Origin of the sequence: Eubacterium sp. 1001713B170207_170306_E7 (assembly GCF_015547515.1) — a bacterium.
Taxonomy (GTDB): Bacteria; Bacillota; Clostridia; order Eubacteriales; family Eubacteriaceae; genus Eubacterium.
Genome location: NZ_JADMVE010000014.1, coordinates 1 through 15008 on the forward strand (window position 1 = coordinate 1; position 15008 = coordinate 15008).

At 52.4% G+C, this 15008-nt stretch carries 17 protein-coding genes; 4 read left to right on the top strand and 13 right to left on the bottom strand.

Going from position 1 to position 15008, the window contains the following annotated elements; all coding sequences use genetic code 11:
- The first annotated feature begins 936 nt into the window (after positions 1-936).
- A complete protein-coding gene (locus I2B62_RS20205) occupies positions 937-1353 on the top strand; it encodes a YjdF family protein (RefSeq protein WP_195270833.1) in 417 nt (138 codons plus the stop codon).
- A gap of 125 nt (positions 1354-1478) precedes the next feature.
- On the opposite strand, the gene xylB is transcribed toward I2B62_RS20205, so the two are convergent.
- Together xylB and I2B62_RS20215 are read right to left on the bottom strand one after the other, a co-directional pair.
- Positions 1479-2984, bottom strand: coding sequence for a xylulokinase (gene xylB, locus I2B62_RS20210; RefSeq protein ID WP_195270834.1), 1506 nt, complete (start codon positions 2982-2984; stop codon positions 1479-1481).
- 169 nt (positions 2985-3153) lie between these two features.
- Complete coding sequence (locus I2B62_RS20215; RefSeq protein ID WP_195270835.1) at positions 3154-4194, bottom strand: NAD(P)-binding domain-containing protein; 1041 nt, start codon at positions 4192-4194, stop codon at positions 3154-3156.
- 261 nt (positions 4195-4455) lie between these two features.
- Between I2B62_RS20215 and I2B62_RS20220 the strand changes: the two genes are divergently transcribed.
- The 3 genes from I2B62_RS20220 (at position 4456) to I2B62_RS20230 (ending at position 6549) form a co-directional block, all read left to right on the top strand.
- A complete protein-coding gene (locus tag I2B62_RS20220) occupies positions 4456-5421 on the top strand; it encodes a sugar-binding domain-containing protein (RefSeq protein WP_195270836.1) in 966 nt (321 codons plus the stop codon).
- Between the two features lie 10 nt (positions 5422-5431).
- Positions 5432-5935: a GNAT family N-acetyltransferase gene (locus I2B62_RS20225; RefSeq protein WP_195270837.1), complete on the top strand. Its 504-nt coding sequence runs from the start codon at positions 5432-5434 to the stop codon at positions 5933-5935.
- 62 nt (positions 5936-5997) lie between these two features.
- The gene (locus tag I2B62_RS20230; RefSeq protein WP_195270838.1) at positions 5998-6549 is read left to right on the top strand and encodes a flavodoxin family protein; all 552 of its coding nucleotides are present in this window, start codon (positions 5998-6000) and stop codon (positions 6547-6549) included.
- Between the two features lie 52 nt (positions 6550-6601).
- Here the strand turns inward: I2B62_RS20230 and I2B62_RS20235 are convergent, their stop codons facing one another.
- The 11 genes from I2B62_RS20235 to I2B62_RS20285 all read right to left on the bottom strand — a co-directional run bounded on the left by I2B62_RS20235 (position 6602) and on the right by I2B62_RS20285 (position 14634).
- Positions 6602-6973, bottom strand: coding sequence for a heavy metal-associated domain-containing protein (locus I2B62_RS20235; protein WP_195270839.1), 372 nt, complete (start codon positions 6971-6973; stop codon positions 6602-6604).
- Positions 6970-9456, bottom strand: a complete 2487-nt coding sequence (locus tag I2B62_RS20240; RefSeq protein WP_195270840.1) for a ferrous iron transporter B — start codon at positions 9454-9456, stop codon at positions 6970-6972. Before I2B62_RS20240 ends, I2B62_RS20235 begins: the two co-directional genes overlap by 4 nt.
- 272 nt (positions 9457-9728) lie before the next feature.
- Positions 9729-10319, bottom strand: coding sequence for a D-Ala-D-Ala carboxypeptidase family metallohydrolase (locus I2B62_RS20245; protein WP_195270841.1), 591 nt, complete (start codon positions 10317-10319; stop codon positions 9729-9731).
- A gap of 67 nt (positions 10320-10386) precedes the next feature.
- The gene (locus tag I2B62_RS20250) at positions 10387-10614 is read right to left on the bottom strand and encodes a DUF2922 domain-containing protein (protein ID WP_195270842.1); all 228 of its coding nucleotides are present in this window, start codon (positions 10612-10614) and stop codon (positions 10387-10389) included.
- Between the two features lie 215 nt (positions 10615-10829).
- Positions 10830-11054, bottom strand: coding sequence for a hypothetical protein (locus tag I2B62_RS20255; protein ID WP_195270843.1), 225 nt, complete (start codon positions 11052-11054; stop codon positions 10830-10832).
- A gap of 89 nt (positions 11055-11143) precedes the next feature.
- Positions 11144-11773, bottom strand: coding sequence for a sigma-70 family RNA polymerase sigma factor (locus tag I2B62_RS20260; protein ID WP_195270844.1), 630 nt, complete (start codon positions 11771-11773; stop codon positions 11144-11146).
- 9 nt (positions 11774-11782) lie between these two features.
- Positions 11783-11983, bottom strand: a complete 201-nt coding sequence (locus I2B62_RS20265; RefSeq protein ID WP_195270845.1) for a hypothetical protein — start codon at positions 11981-11983, stop codon at positions 11783-11785.
- A gap of 4 nt (positions 11984-11987) precedes the next feature.
- On the bottom strand, positions 11988-12611 hold the full coding sequence (locus I2B62_RS20270; protein ID WP_195270846.1) for a restriction endonuclease subunit S: 624 nt from the start codon (positions 12609-12611) through the stop codon (positions 11988-11990).
- A complete protein-coding gene (locus I2B62_RS20275; protein ID WP_195270847.1) occupies positions 12595-13182 on the bottom strand; it encodes a BRO family protein in 588 nt (195 codons plus the stop codon). The genes I2B62_RS20270 and I2B62_RS20275 overlap by 17 nt, the downstream gene beginning before the upstream one ends.
- The gene (locus tag I2B62_RS20280; protein WP_195270848.1) at positions 13175-13750 is read right to left on the bottom strand and encodes a hypothetical protein; all 576 of its coding nucleotides are present in this window, start codon (positions 13748-13750) and stop codon (positions 13175-13177) included. Before I2B62_RS20280 ends, I2B62_RS20275 begins: the two co-directional genes overlap by 8 nt.
- A 233-nt stretch (positions 13751-13983) precedes the next feature.
- Positions 13984-14634 carry a hypothetical protein gene (locus tag I2B62_RS20285; protein ID WP_195270849.1) on the bottom strand — a complete coding sequence of 217 codons (651 nt, stop codon included), beginning with the start codon at positions 14632-14634 and terminating at the stop codon, positions 13984-13986.
- Positions 14635-15008 lie beyond the last annotated feature (374 nt).

Below are 15008 nucleotides of genomic sequence, written 5' to 3' on the forward strand. Positions count from 1 at the left end.
TCGATGTAGGCCCTCTCGCTGTCTATAAACGTAATGTCTGTGTTTCTGAAGGTGTTTAAACTGCATTTAATCTCCATATCTCTCTCCTTTTCTTTTTGCCATTTTGGCCAGACTTCCCAACAATTAAGCAATATCATAAAAAGCCTCTTAAGCTGAAGTATCCGGATTTTCTGTCCGTATTAAAAAGCCGCAACACCAGATACCTTTTTAGCCATATTATTTATATGCTGAAAGTTTTTCTTTTTATTATTTTAATTTTATCTGTAATTGAATCTTCCGCGACGTCATTAGTGGTCATGACTAGTTGAGACTAGTATAGTTGTACTGTAACCGTTTGTCAAGCGTTTTTGACGTTCTTAGAGTGTCTATATTTTAACGATTACAACTGGTCATGTCTTTTTGAGTTGTCATTTGGTGCCTTTTCATTTAACCCGACCTATTATATATTTTTCTGAAAATCATTATTACTTTTTTAAGCTTTTTGTTAAGAAAAGTCTCCTCAATTATCATAAAAAGATAATAATATCGATTTAAAAGAATTTTATTTGAAAACTATTTGTGTCTTTCTGTTTTATTATTCAAAAAATACTGACCCTGCTACAAAAGCTTACATGGTATCCGGCCCCCCCTAAATACAAAGTCTCAGTGCTTGCCTGCATCGCTTTTGGGTCTTTCGCTTCTCACCGGAGTGATGCCACAATGCTAGATCAGAAGTATTACCCTCTAAAAATCTTATCTGTTAAGTTGACTACTTTTTATACAATTCTTTCTAAGGTTAACAAAAAAACTTTGACCTCCCCGGCCAAGTCCGTTATCATTAAACTACAAAGATAAAAACACTGCTCCGGTCGGTAGTCCGGGCGCGGCAACGCCGTCAGTAACCTGCCTCCTTGGTTGTCCGTTCTTTGGTGATTCTGCTTAAAGGAGGATATCTGTATGGTCACAATTTCGAGCCGCTTAACGGTATTTTTTGAGGAACCCTTTTGGGTGGGGGTTTATGAGCGCCAGTCGGGTGAACGGCTGGAGGTCTGTAAGATCACCTTTGGCGCGGAGCCAAAGGACTATGAGATTTATGACTTTTTGCTCAGGAACGACCACCGGCTGCGGTTCAGCCCTTCTGTCATTCAGACGGCTGAACGCCGCAGGCTGAACCCCAAGCGCATGCAGCGGGCCATTAAAAAGCATCTTCAGAGCCAGGGGGTGGGCACCAAGGCCCAGCAGGCCCTGAAAGCCCAGCATGAGCAGCAAAAGGCAATGCATAAAAGCCGAAGCCGCGAAGAAAAAGAACGACAGAAGCTTGAGCGTTTTGAACAAAAACAGCTGAAGAAAAAAGAAAAACACCGGGGGCACTAGGCTCCGGTGTTTGGCCCCGGCCGGAAAGCTTTTCCGGAACGGGGTTTTTCTGGTTCTGCGGTCATCTGGCTTTTAACGAAAAAAAGGTGACAGGTATGCTCTGTCACCTTTTTCTTTAAGTGGTTTTAGAAGTTCAAAATCTCTGCAAAATTATCCTTTAGCTGGGGGTAAAGCTTATCGAAAGCGGTGTAGACCGTATCGTATTTGGCGCGCAGGGCCGGATTGGGCGCGTAGGTTTCCGCGCGCATGGCGATGATCTTATCACAGGCATCCTGAACGCTTGGGTACATGCCCGTTCCCACAGCGGCCAGAATGGCGGCGCCGAGGGCGGCTGCGTTTTCGGAGTTCATGTCGGGCAGGCAGACCGGCATGCCGTAGATATCGGCCATGAGCTGGCGCCAGAACGGGCTCTTGGAGCCGCCGCCGCACATGCGCATGATGGCGGGCTCGATGCCGGATTCACGGATGGCGGTGAGCACGTCACGCAGGGCGTAGGTGATGCCTTCCATGACCGCGCGGGTAATGTCCGCTTTGGTATGGGTTGCCGACAGGCCCACAAAGCCGGCACGGCACTGCAGGTCAAAATGCGGTGACTGTTCGCCTGTGAGGTAAGGCATATAGATGAGGTTGTTGGCCCCTGGCTTAGAGGACATGGCGTCGCGGTTGATCTTATCGTATTCCTGATCGTCGGAATAGAACAGGTTGCGGTACCATTTTAAGGAGTTTCCGGCTGAGTTGACCGACCCCATGAAATGCCAGGCGCCGGGAACCGCCATACAGAAAGTGTAAACACGGGCTTTTTTATCCATCATGGGCTCGTCGGCATAGGCGAAAACCGTGCCGGAGGTGCCGATGGTGGTCATGGCGCGGCCGGTGGCCACAACGCCGGTGCCCACAGCGCCGGCTGCGTTGTCCCCTGCGCCGCCGACCACTACGGTCTTTTCAGAAAGGCCTAAAAGCCCGGCCACTTCCTTTGTCAGGGTACCGGTAACATCCGGTGATTCGTAGACCTTGCCCAGCACGGATTCCTTGATTTCGAGGGCGTCCAGAATATACTGGGACCAGCAGCGGTTGCGTACATCCAGCAGCTGCATGGCGGAAGCGTCTGAAACCTCGGTGGCGTACTCGCCGGTGAGACGGTAGCGCAGGTAGTCCTTTGGCAGCAGGATATGGGCGGTTTTGGCGTAAATCTCAGGTTCGTTTTCCTTAACCCACTGGATCTTGGCGGCGGTGAGGCCTGGACGAACCGGATTACAGTTGATTTCCATCATTTTTTCATCGGTAACGATTCTGCGGACAGATTCGCAGGATTCGGTGGTCCGGGCATCGTTCCACAGGATCGCGCGGCGCAGCGGCTTTCCTGCCGCGTCCAGCATGACCGCGCCCATCATCTGGCCCGACATGCCGATCCCCTTGATGGCGTCTCTGGGCACTCCGGATTCATCAATGACATAACGCATGGTGGCGATGGCCGCGGTGTACCAGTCCTCCGGGTCCTGCTCGGACCAGCCGTTATTCGGCTGGTAAACCGGGTATTCCTGCGCCATCTGCGCGATTTCCCTGCCGTTCTGGTCAAACAATACGGTTTTGACACTGCCGGTCCCCAAATCCAATCCAATTAAATATTCCATAATATTACCTCCCTCATCGTAATGATATAATGGTATTTTAAATATGATCGTCAAAAGATTAACGATTACAAGGCCGCTATAATAAATGGAGAATTCTAAATTCTCCATTATTGATAATCTTATTTTGTCTGTCCCCTCAGATGTCCATTGCTGCGCTCAGGCGATGCCCCTACGCTTCGATTGTTTGAAATTTCTTCCAGGGAATATTGACCTTTTCCCCTTCGTTGAGCAGCTTGTCGACATGCATTAACAGCGGAAACTGGTCGATATCCAGCTTGCCAGCTTTGGCCAGCGCCTTGACCGCCTTGGCGGTACGCGTGGCAATGACAACGGCTTCCAGCGTCTGTCCGGCCAGCTTTTCGGTGATCGCCTCCATGGACAGGCCTTCGCCCAGATACTGGCCGACGCTGCGGCTTCTGCCGCCGGCCACGGTAACGTCCAGGTCGCCGGCCGCGAACATGATCATGCGGTGGCTGCCGCCGACAAGTTCCAGTAAGTCGTCCATTTCCTTGACACTCTGCTGGAATAAAGCGGCCTTGGAGTTGACATGAGCGATGCCGTCATCGCCGCAGATATTTTTGAGGCCGATGGCCAGAGCGGTGCCGAGGGCATAGCCGTTCTTTAAGGCGACAGCGGCTTCCAGGCCGACCACGTCGGTGGTGAGGCTGATATGATAATAATCGGTTGCGAAAATATCCCGGAGCTTTTCCTGGGTTTCGATGTCACGTCCGCAGAAGCCCACAAAGGAATGGTCGTGGTCTGCCAGGTCGCGGGCGGTACACGGGCCGCCGATGGCGTAAATTTTAAGCTTGGAACCTTCGGGCAGGTGTTCTTCCCAGTATTCGGGATAAACCTGAAGCCGCCCGTCCTCGAAATCCAGCATTCCCTTGGTGACTGAAATCATCGGGACGCCTTCTGGGATAATGGGAATAATTTCGTTCAGGAACCAGTCCACACCGAAGCTGGACACGCCGCAGACCACCACGTCCGCGCCCTCCAGCGCTTCTGTGACCTGATCCACTTTATAGTAATGAATACCGTCATGCAGGGTACGCAATAAATTGAAATGGTAGTGATCTTCTCTCAGACGGTCGATAATTTCGTTATCGAGGGGAGATCCTACTAAACGGACCTCGTGGCCATTTTCGTAAAGTGGGAAAGTCAATGCTGAGGCCATCTGTCCAGAACCGATTAAAGTTACAACGCTCATTTAATTCACTCCTTGTAAATGTTTTATAGGTGTATTCTATACCCTGTGGTGCAAATTTGTCAATAGAAAAATGGGCATAATTCCAAATTTAAGAAAATAATTTTTTCTATCTTGGGAAAAATTTCAACATCTGTTTTCAGAATTTTACATAAATAAAGGCTTTTTCCCTTGACATTCCTTTTCATTCTTTTTATAATGAAACCATAAAAGCCGGACAGCTTTTTGTTTTTATGGGAATAATTTCACAACATTGGAGGGGCTATGGATCTCAAAAAAATAAATCAGATTCTTCGTATATCAAAAATGTATTACGAAATGGATATGGGACAAATTGAAATTGCGGAAAAGGAAGGCATCAGTAAATCCAGCGTCAGCCGGCTGTTAAAGAGCGGTAAAGAAATGGGGCTGATCGAGGTGCGCATCAAGGAGCCAGTGCTTTCCTTCGGCGAGCTGGAAACCCAGCTTCTGGCTCATTTTCCGCTGAAGCGGGCGGTCATTGTGCCCGATTTGGTGGGCGACAAGCGGATTCTGGTCCACGATGTCTGCATGGCGCTGGCCCAGGAGCTTCCCCGCTATGTGGACGATGATTCCATCCTGGGCATTGCCTGGGGCAGTACCCTGGAGGTGCTGGCCGATTTGCTGCAGCCCATTAAGCGGCGCGGCGTCTCGGTGATCCAGCTCAACGGGGGCTACTCCCGGGCGGTTTATGAATCCAGCGCCCTGAACATTCTCAAGGATTTTGTGACCTGTGTGGACGGCACCGGCTACCAGATTCCGGCTCCCGCGGTGGTGGATGCGCCCTTTATCGCCGACGCCATCAAGCAGGATTCCCAGGTGGCACAGATTCTGTCCATGGCCGAACGGTGCCAGACCGCGGTGTTCTCTGTGGGCAATCTGGCGCGGCCGTCCATTATCTATGAGATGGGGCTGCTGTCCGACGCCCAGTACTGGGAGATGGAATCCAAGGGCTGTATCGGCGACATGTGCTCGCATTTTATAAACGCCAGAGGCGAAATCTTTGACGAAACGCTGGACCGCCGTGTCATTGCCGCCTCGCTGCCAGTGATCAAGGCCATCCGCAACAAGCTGCTGGTGGTGAGCGGCGTTGAAAAGGCGGATATTATCTGCGCCACCCTGCGCGGCGGGCTGGCTGATGTCCTGTATATCGACGCCCCCACCGCGGCCGAGGTTTTGAAACGAAGCTATGAAAACACTGAAATTGACTGAGGAGGAGCAAATGGATTTTAAATTACGACCCTGGCGGGAAAGCGACATCGACTGCGTGGCAGAATACGCCAACAATAAAAAGATCGCGGATAACCTGCGCAATGCCTTTCCCTGGCCCTATACCCGCGAGGACGCCCGCGGCTATGTGATGAGCTGTATCGAGGCCGGCGAAGCCCGCCAGTGCACCCGGGCCATCGACATAGACGGCAGGGCCGTTGGCAGTATCGGTATTTTTCTGGAAGCGGATGTGTACTGTAAAAACGCCGAAATCGGCTACTGGCTGGCCGAGCCCTTCTGGGGGCATGGGATCATGTCCGCGGCCATCCGCGAGCTGACAGGCTGCGCCCTGGAGCATTACGGCCTGGCGCGCATCCACGCCGAGCCCTTTGCCCATAACCTCGGCTCCCGCCGGGCGCTGGAAAAGGCCGGCTACACCCTGGAGAGGATTTTAAAAAAACGCGTTTTTAAAAACGGCACGATTTTTGACAGCTGTCTTTACGCTTTTACACGCTGACCCTTGCCATAGGCCTTTTAACAGGCGTATAATAGAGGTATAAAACCAAAGGAGTGATGATTGTGAAAATTGTAGGAATCCACGGCAGTCCCCGTCCTCAGGGCAACAGCACCGTTCTGGTGGACGCAGTGCTCGAAGGCGCAAAGGAAAAGGGCGCAGAGGTTCTGTCCTTTAACCTGAACGCGCTGAACATCAAAGGCTGTCAGGCCTGCGGCGCCTGCCACAAAACCAAGGACAGCTTCTGTGTTCAGAAAGACGACATGCAGCGCATCTACGAAGCCATTGCCGACGCCAACGCAGTGGTCATCGGCGCGCCCATCTACATGGCTCAGATGAGCGCCCAGACCATGCTGTTCTTAAACCGCCTCTACGCCCTGATGTACACCACCCAGGATGGAAAATCCCATTTTAAGACCGGCCCCAAGCGCGTGGTCACGGTTTATTCCCAGGGCGCGCCAATGGCCGGCCACTACGTCCCCTATTTTGACATGTCCGATGCTTCCTTTGGCATGATGCTCCAGGGCAAGGTGGAAAACCGCATTGTCTGCGCCAACGCCTACACCGACGAGCTCATCGCCGATGCCCGGGAGGCCGGTAAAAAGCTCACCGAATAGCACGCATTAAAAAAGCTTATCCATTCTGAAATGGATAAGCTTTTTTCTTTTGTCAGGATTCCTCAACCCGGAACACGGTATATCCGCTGTCCTTGACGCTGAGCTTAAGCACCTCGGCGTCAAGGGGCTTTTTCATCAACACCTCTGCCTTCTTTTCGGTCAGATCCACCCTTGCCCAGACACCGTCCAGGCTGTTCAGGGCATTTTCCACACTGGCGGCGCAGTTGCCGCAGACCATTCCGTCAATCCATAAAACCTTACGATAGGGGTAATGGCTTTTGTCTCTGTCCGGCACGCGGATCTTTTTGACCGCTTTGCCGCCGCCCGAGCCGCAGCAGCCGGATGAAACACGTTTCATGTAGCTGCGCACGCCCAGGATCACGATGACCACAATGGCAATGCAGATCAGGATGGTGGCTGTCATGGTTTTGCCTTGGCTGCCGGCATGTTGATGTCCAGGGTATCGGATTCTTTATAGGGACGTACCATCAGGTAAATAATCCCCGCCAGAAGCGCGATGGCAATAACGGTCCAGACTGAGAAGCCGCCGCCTGTAAAGAGTAAGCCCAGACGGTAGATAATCAGTGAGATCACATAGGCGAAGCCGGTCTGGTAGCCCACGGCAAACCAAAACCATTTCGCGTTGTTCATTTCACGCTTGATGGCGCCCATGGCTGCGAAGCACGGTGCGCACAGCAGGTTGAATACCATGAAGGAGAACGCCGAGATCGCGGTATAGTGCGCCGCAACCGCTGTCCACAGGGTGGCGTCGGTTTCCGCGACGTCGCTGCCCACCTTAAACAGAATACCAAAGGTGCCGACCACGTTTTCCTTGGCTACCAGGCCGGTAACCGTCGCAACGGTTGACTGCCAGTCGCCAAAGCCGTTGGGGATAAAGATCCAGGCCAGGGCGGAGCCGATGGCGGCCAGAATGCTGTCGCTCATATCGTCTACCATGCCAAAGCTGCCGTCTACCATGCCAAAGCTGGAGGTAAACCAGATAAAGACCGTGGACAGCAGGATAATGGTCCCCGCTTTTTTAATAAAGGACCAGCCGCGTTCCCACATGCTGCGCAGGACATTGCCCACCGTGGGCATATGGTACGCGGGCAGCTCAATGACAAAGGGCGCCGGATCGCCGGCAAACATCTTGGTCTTTTTGAGCATGATACCGGAAACCACAATGGCTCCGATGCCAATAAAGTAGGCGCTTGGCGCTACCCACCACGCGCCGCCGAAAATCGCGCCGGCAAACATGGCGATGATTGGCATCTTGGCGCTGCAGGGTACAAAGGTGGTGGTCATGATGGTCATACGGCGGTCGCGTTCATTTTCAATGGTACGCGAGGCCATGATCCCCGGCACACCGCAGCCACTACCGATGAGCATCGGGATAAAGGATTTACCGGATAAACCAAAGCGGCGGAAGATACGGTCCATAATAAAGGCAATACGCGCCATGTAACCGCATCCTTCCAAAATCGCCAGGAAGATAAACAGCACTAAAATCTGAGGCACAAAGCCGAGAACCGCGCCAACACCGGCCACAATCCCGTCTAAGATCAGGCTCTGGAGCCAGTCGGCACAGCCTACGGCTTCCAGCCCGTTACCGATCAGCACCGGAAGCCCCGGCACCCACACACCGTAATCCGCCGGATCCGGCTCCTCTGCGGCGGCGGCTTCCGTAAAGTCATTGACGGTTACCGGAACCGTTTCAACCACTTCGCCTTCCTCATCGGTGATTTCAGCGTCGGCGGTCACATTGGCCGCGGCCTGTTCAAAGGCGGCAACAGCGCTTTCATCCGCTTCGCCTTCCTCCGCTTCCAGGGCTTCGGTCACCGCGTCGGTGCTGATCCCCTGGGCCTGGGCCGCCTCTAAAAAGGCGTCCATCTTCTGAGCCTGCACGTCGTACTCGCCAGCGGCTTCCTCGTACTGGGCAGTGCCCATACCGAACAAGTGCCAGCCGTCGCCGAACACGCCGTCATTGGCCCAGTCGGTCGCCCAGGCGCCCACCGTGGTAACCGAAACGTAGTAAACCAGAATCATGACGAGGGCGAAAATCGGGAGCGCCAGGAAACGGTTGGTTACCACCCTGTCGATTTTATCCGAGATGGAGAGCTGTCCCTTGTTTTTCTTCTGATAGCAGTCACCGATAATATTGGAAATATAATTATAGCGTTCGTTGGTGATAATGCTTTCAGAATCGTCGTCCATGGAATCCTCAACCGCTGTGATGATGGCTTCCACATCCGGCACGGTCTGCATCAGCCCGGCAATCTTATCGTCCCGTTCAAAGAGCTTGATGGCAAAGAAACGTCTCTGTTCTTTCGGAATCTCGCCACCCAGACTGGCTTCTATCTTACCCAGCGCTTCCTCTACCTCCGGATCAAACCGGTGCACCGGCGCGCTGACGGTATTTTTACCCGCAATTTTAATCGCTTTTTCAGCCGCTTCCTTGAGACCTTTTCCCTTAAGGGCTGAAATCTCCACAACCTCACAGCCAAGGTCCTTTGACAGGCGCCTGATATCAATTTTATCCCCGTTCTTTTCCACGAGGTCCATCATATTGACAGCGATGACTACCGGAATGCCCAGCTCTGTGATCTGAGTGGTGAGATAAAGGTTCCGCTCGATATTGGTCCCGTCAATGATATTAATGATGGCGTCGGGCCGTTCATTAATCAGGTAATTTCTGGCAACCACCTCTTCAAGTGTGTAAGGTGAAAGCGAGTAAATACCCGGTAAGTCCATGATAATGACGTCTTTGTTTCCCTTCAGCTTACCTTCTTTTTTCTCAACCGTAACACCAGGCCAGTTGCCGACATACTGGTTAGAGCCTGTGAGCGCGTTAAAAAGTGTCGTCTTGCCGCAATTGGGATTTCCTGCAAGTGCTATCCTTGTTGACATGATATTTCCTCCTTAATTTTATATTCTTAGCTAAGCCTTACTTTAACCGTCCACGCCATAAAAGCTGTTAAGCCGGTAATTCCTTGGTTCTGTTCCGCGATAAGTTTTAGGTAACTTATTTCATACAACCTAAAAAAGTTAGGGTCCGCTAATCACAGTATATAGATTAGCATTCCCTAACTTTATTGTCAATAGTTTTTTTAAAAATACCTGTCAGATAATCTTTATCGCTTTTTAATTTATATTCATTCTAATCTGTGCGTTTTTTCCTCTCAATTCAGGGAGCATTCCACATGAATATAGCCAGAGCGATAATAAGGTAAGATGTTTAACCCGGTTTCCTGTGCCCGTAATGCCAACTCGCCCACCGCCATGCCCGGGCAGTACAGGTCTGCCGCCTGTCCTCTTTTATGAAAAGACCAGGTTACCCCGCCCACCTCCTCGTTGCGCGCCTCACACCGCACCCCCGAGGTGATGATGACCGGCCGGCCGCAGGCCATGCGCAGAGCCTCAATGCGCGCCAGCAGCTCCGGGTCCATCTCGGCGGGCCACCCGTCGCAGTAGCCCGGACAGTCACAGGCATACTCCGCCATCCGGAAATGTTCTGTCGCCCAGGGATCATCTGGCGGGACGGTGTCCCCGGGCAGAGGGGGCTCAATGACTGGGCTGTCCGGCGGTGTTTCGGGCGCTGGCGGCGGCTCCTGGCCGGGCGGCTCTGGCTTTATCCCAGGTTCGGCCACGGTCATCTCCGGCCCGGTTCCGGGCCCCGGCCCTTCGCAGAGGCCGGCCAGAAAGATCAGGCCCACGGCCGCCACCGTCAGGGCGATCAGGATAACGCATCTCTGTCTGTAAAATTTTATCATTGCTTCTCCTTTCCATACTGCTTTTGACCTGAAAAAAGGGGCATCCGCCCCTTTTCCAGCTTTTCTGCTACTCCACAGCCACGTCGGTTTTGGTGGTGTCCACCCGTACGGCGGCCACGACCTGGGTCAGGGCGAAGCCGTCGGGCTCAAAGGCGCCCTGGTCCACGATGGCCTGGGCGCCGGCTTTGACCTCGGCGTCGGTGATGCCCTCCTTGTAGTCGGGAATGGTGATTTTGTGCTCTTTTCCGTCCGCGCGCTGAAAGATAATGGTTAAGTCTTTGCTGGTTGTTGGCATTTTTTAGTCTCCTTTAAATTTTAAAATTTTGTGTTTCTGGTTTACCTGTATTTTTTTAGGGGATCGTTGATAATTGATAGTGGATCGTTTATGAACAAATTGCCAAAGACAATTTGATTTAGAATCAAACCGGCTTTGCCGGTTTTCACCACAACTATCCACTATACACTATCAACGATCAACTCATGAAAAGGGGCTACCGCCCCCTTTTCCAATTACGCTACTTCTATTAATTCCTCGGCGGTCACCTTCACCTGCTTTTCTCTAATGGGCTCCTGCATGCCAGTGATGGCTTTAGCTGTGCCCACAAAGGCGTCGTCGGTGACGTTCTCCTTGACGTCGCCGTAGGTCTTGGAGGTTTTGACGATCTTCCCATCCCGTTCGCCATGATTGACGGTGATCTTCATGCCCACGGATTCGGTTGTTTTCTCTACTGCCATGTGTGTTTCTCCTTTTTGGACTGTATTTTGTGCGGCGTTTTTGCCCCACACTACATACATTCCGGAAATCGGGAAAATGACAAGGGTTTTTAAAAAACTTTTTTTAATTTTTTTATGGCATACGCATGGCGGTTCTGGACTGCCTGACGGCTTATCCCCTGTTTTAAGGCGATTTCACTCATACTTAACCCTTCATGGTAATATCCCTTCACCACGCTGCGCTGCGCGGTGGACAGGCGTGAGAGGCCCTTTGCCAGCCGCTTTCGGTTGTTCTGCTTCTCTTTCTTTGCAATATAATCAGTCTCTACGCTTACCTGATCATCGGCCAGGGTATCGGCCAGCGTCAGGGCTTCGTCGCCGGGCAGTGGGCTGTCCAGGCTTTTTTCCGCTGTGACGGACTGGTTGAACCGGCCTTCGTTCCACTTCAGGTAATAACGCTTCAGGTATCCCTGCATAAAGGCGTTAAACCCGGTGCCGCGCCCTGGATCAAACTTTTTCAGCCCTTCTATAAAAGCGACCACGCCGTCCTGGAAGGCGTCCTCAAATCGGTCATCAGTGATTCGTGAACGGCTGAGCGCAGCCAGAATCAGGGGCTTAAAGGTCATGACCAGCATCTGGCACGCCGCCCTTGCGTTTTCCCGCTCCGGGCTGTCCTCCGGGTATTCCTGCCCGTATTTATAGGCTTCTACCAACGCGTCGATCTCTTGGTATTGATTCATTCACCCCTCCTATTCATCTTCATAAAGGTCCGTTATGCTCAAAACAATCTCCGGATGCGAGTCCTCCACAGCCTGGCAGTATTCGCCGAATAAATCTTCCGCTTCCTCCACAGTCCGGGCGTAAAAGCCCACCTGCACCCGGCATTCCGCTTCCACCAGGTAGGCCCGGCGCTTGTGCAGGAGGCCGGGGCCTGTGCCATATCGGTTCATTTGATCACCTCCATAAATTTTGGTTTTCCCGCTGCTTCTTCTCCCGGGCCTCCCAAACCGCATAAAAAGCCCTCACGTCATTATCCGGGTACCTTGCCTGGATCGCTGCCTTTTCCTCCTCGGAAATCTGGGGAAGCAGATTGAAGCCGTTGGGCGACGGTCCGTCCTCAGGAATACTACCGGATAGAAAAGCTTGTTTATTGTTTAAAGGATTTATGTACGGTTCCGGCCCGGGTGCGGCCCGGGTGTCGGCACAGTACCAGACCTGGGTGCGGGCGCACCCCTTCTCCGAAACAATCCAGATGGCCTCAAGCCCGCTGTTAAAGGGGTTCAGGCGGTAGGTGCCCGCCCGCTGGGCAGGGTGCTTCTCATACTGCACCCGCCCGGTGCGGATCAGCTGGTCTCTGAGGTGCACGACCTGATAGTGCTTTTTGAGGCCTAAAAACCGCATGACCACTGTATTGGGCAGGTTAAAGGCCACGGGCCAGTACCAGTCCCCCAGCTCGTCCCGGACAGCGGCCCTGTTGTTGGCCCACATGAGCAGATGCCAGTAGGCCTGCTGAACCGGGCTGATGAGCGCGGTTTCCAGCCACCTGTAAAAGGCCAGCAGCTCAGTCAGATAATTCATCGGCACCCCCTGAACACCTCAGAGCGCAGGCCGGACAAGCCCGCTGCCAGCAGTACACAGGCCACAGCCCCGCGCCGCAGCCTGGCTTTATCCCCCGGATTGAGGGCAGGACCACTGAGGTGATATACCCCTTAAAAAACGGCGCCGCGTACAGTCCGCCGCCGAGGATCAGCGCGTCCAGGCCATTTTCGTTCACCACCAGCATCCTCTGCCGGTGATTGTTGGCGTCGCGGATTTCCCGCTTGGCCCGGTCCCCGGGACACACATGGGTATGGAGCGCCACTATGTGGTTCTTAAAGCCCAGGGCCCGGCAGACATCCTGAACAACAAACCACTCCCGCCGCTGGTCCCCGGGCTTGAGCAGCTGCTTTTTCAGCGCGATGATCCTGTCCATAGCGCCACAGGTTACCTCGCAGTCCTCTTCATACATAATAAGCTGCTTACACCTTTGTATCTCCTGCTCGAGCGCTGTGTTGTGTGCCTTTACATCGACGGTTTCCACCAGCGTGCGGATACTGCCAAACAGGGGGCTTTCAAAACGGTCCATCTTTAAAATTGTGTGCTTATTCATGGGCTTCTCCTTTTTCAATCAATACAAAATAGCGGTCTGACCATTGGCCGCGCAAACAGTACACCCATCGCTTCATGTCGATGGAATCGCTGAGGAAGGCCTGGTCTGTGACGGCCCTCAGCCGCGGGCTTTTCAGGGCTTTAATATCCAGCATTGAAAGCGGCGTCTCACCCTCAGCCTCAATCTCGCCCTGGGCGCACAGGTGGGTGCTTCCATCCGGAAAAAAACATTCCCTCAGCGGCCGGCCGTCACCGATCGCTTCTAAAAGATGCAGCGGGTGGGCGCTGTTGCCCAGCTTTACCCTGCAGATCTCCCCAAGCCTTCCGGCCAACGCTCCGGCGCTTAAATCCCCGGGCGTTTCGCCGGCCTGATAACCGCCCTCTATTGGAAAAAAGGGATTGTCACAGTGGTAAACCAGGGGCATCTCCCGGGTTAAATCCACCATGCTCAAGGCTCCCAGCGCCTTCAGGTAATCCGGCACCGGATAATAGCGCAAATCCTTCCGCGCTCTGGTGCGCTCTGTTTCTGTCATGTCCGCAAGCTTTTTAAGGTTTTTGGTCGGATCCATATTCATCCTCCTGAAATTTGTATTCACCGCGTGGTTCCTGCGGTGTTGACACTATTCTAAAGCATGTGAGCGCCCAGAAGCAAAAACGCGCCAGCCCTGAAAAAGCCGTCAAAAAAGTAAAAAAGCCTCAAAAACGAGACTTTTTTACATGATTCTGATACTAAATGGCTGTTTCCTCTTCCTTTCAGGTCTAAACGCACGGCCGAAGGGTTTTTAAAAAAACTTTTGAACGCTTAAGAATCAAAGGCCTCGCGAAACAGCTCCAGACACGCCTCAAACAGCGTGCAGCAGCCGCATACCGGGTTTCTGGCCGGGCGGAAGGCCGCCCCATTTTTTAAGAGCTCTTTGATAAAAAGCGTCCGGCAGAGCTGTACCAGCTCCAGAAGCTTGCCCCTTACCAGGGCCGTCGAACAGCAGTAAGCCACCGCCAAACCTCCGGTGGATACCAGCAAGCTCTCCTCGCCCGCGTGGATAAAAAAATGACGGCAGAGGAAACTGATTCCCTTGCCGCCCTCCGGGAGCTCTGTAACGACTGGCAGGAGCTGAAGGGATTCCCCGATAACGATGGGAAAATGCCGCTCATAGCCAAATAATTTCTTGTTGTTTTTCCGGCACTGCTTCATGTCCTTGTCAAAATACCGCCCGACAGCGTCCACCACCGTGTGCGGCGACCGCGGCCATAAAAGCACCGATTCATCCGCAAATACAATGGCCGTCATGGGCTGCACCAGCGTGCCCCGGTTGATAAAGGCTACCGGCGCCCCGCGCCTGAAATCTGAAAAGAACGCCGCTACCCGGTCCCGCGTGAGCCTCGGGTATTCTTCCTCATAAGCCCTGATGGCGCCGTCGTAATTAATGAAATGGTATTGCGTGTTTGTTTCCATTTACATTTCCTTTCCGCGATTACCATAGTAATCGTTTTACATTTATTTTAAAATGATGGGAGGGGTGGTCCCATATTTTACGCAGATAGGGGGGATTTAAAAACCGATATGCCGGGAGTTAAGATAGTGGCATATCGGTTTTTTGGGTATTAGTGTTAACAGCATACACTTTATCTAAATATTCATTTTTTAAGATTCGATACCACTTTAAATTTCTTTTTTGAAAAATAATATCATAATTTTAAACTCTATTTAATTTTTCTCGCATTGACCAGATCTTTTATATCCGTTATCTCTGTCCATTGGTAGTCTGAGATATCCCCGTAATACAAATTAAAATTATCTTTAAAGATCAGACGATTAAAAACATCTTC

Excerpts from the sequence above, each read along its gene's own strand:
- I2B62_RS20205 (WP_195270833.1), top strand. The coding sequence starts at position 937 with ATGGTCACAATTTCGAGCCGCTTAACGGTATTTTTTGAGGAACCCTTT.
- I2B62_RS20245 (WP_195270841.1), bottom strand. The coding sequence starts at position 10,319 with ATGATAAAATTTTACAGACAGAGATGCGTTATCCTGATCGCCCTGACG.
- I2B62_RS20235 (WP_195270839.1), bottom strand. The coding sequence starts at position 6,973 with ATGACAGCCACCATCCTGATCTGCATTGCCATTGTGGTCATCGTGATC.
- xylB (WP_195270834.1), bottom strand. The coding sequence starts at position 2,984 with ATGGAATATTTAATTGGATTGGATTTGGGGACCGGCAGTGTCAAAACC.
- I2B62_RS20220 (WP_195270836.1), top strand. The coding sequence starts at position 4,456 with ATGGATCTCAAAAAAATAAATCAGATTCTTCGTATATCAAAAATGTAT.
- I2B62_RS20285 (WP_195270849.1), bottom strand. The coding sequence starts at position 14,634 with ATGGAAACAAACACGCAATACCATTTCATTAATTACGACGGCGCCATC.
- I2B62_RS20250 (WP_195270842.1), bottom strand. The coding sequence starts at position 10,614 with ATGCCAACAACCAGCAAAGACTTAACCATTATCTTTCAGCGCGCGGAC.
- I2B62_RS20270 (WP_195270846.1), bottom strand. The coding sequence starts at position 12,611 with ATGAATTATCTGACTGAGCTGCTGGCCTTTTACAGGTGGCTGGAAACC.
- I2B62_RS20225 (WP_195270837.1), top strand. The coding sequence starts at position 5,432 with ATGGATTTTAAATTACGACCCTGGCGGGAAAGCGACATCGACTGCGTG.
- I2B62_RS20255 (WP_195270843.1), bottom strand. The coding sequence starts at position 11,054 with ATGGCAGTAGAGAAAACAACCGAATCCGTGGGCATGAAGATCACCGTC.
- I2B62_RS20260 (WP_195270844.1), bottom strand. The coding sequence starts at position 11,773 with ATGAATCAATACCAAGAGATCGACGCGTTGGTAGAAGCCTATAAATAC.
- I2B62_RS20215 (WP_195270835.1), bottom strand. The coding sequence starts at position 4,194 with ATGAGCGTTGTAACTTTAATCGGTTCTGGACAGATGGCCTCAGCATTG.
- I2B62_RS20275 (WP_195270847.1), bottom strand. The coding sequence starts at position 13,182 with ATGAATAAGCACACAATTTTAAAGATGGACCGTTTTGAAAGCCCCCTG.
- I2B62_RS20280 (WP_195270848.1), bottom strand. The coding sequence starts at position 13,750 with ATGGATCCGACCAAAAACCTTAAAAAGCTTGCGGACATGACAGAAACA.
- I2B62_RS20240 (WP_195270840.1), bottom strand. The coding sequence starts at position 9,456 with ATGTCAACAAGGATAGCACTTGCAGGAAATCCCAATTGCGGCAAGACG.
- I2B62_RS20265 (WP_195270845.1), bottom strand. The coding sequence starts at position 11,983 with ATGAACCGATATGGCACAGGCCCCGGCCTCCTGCACAAGCGCCGGGCC.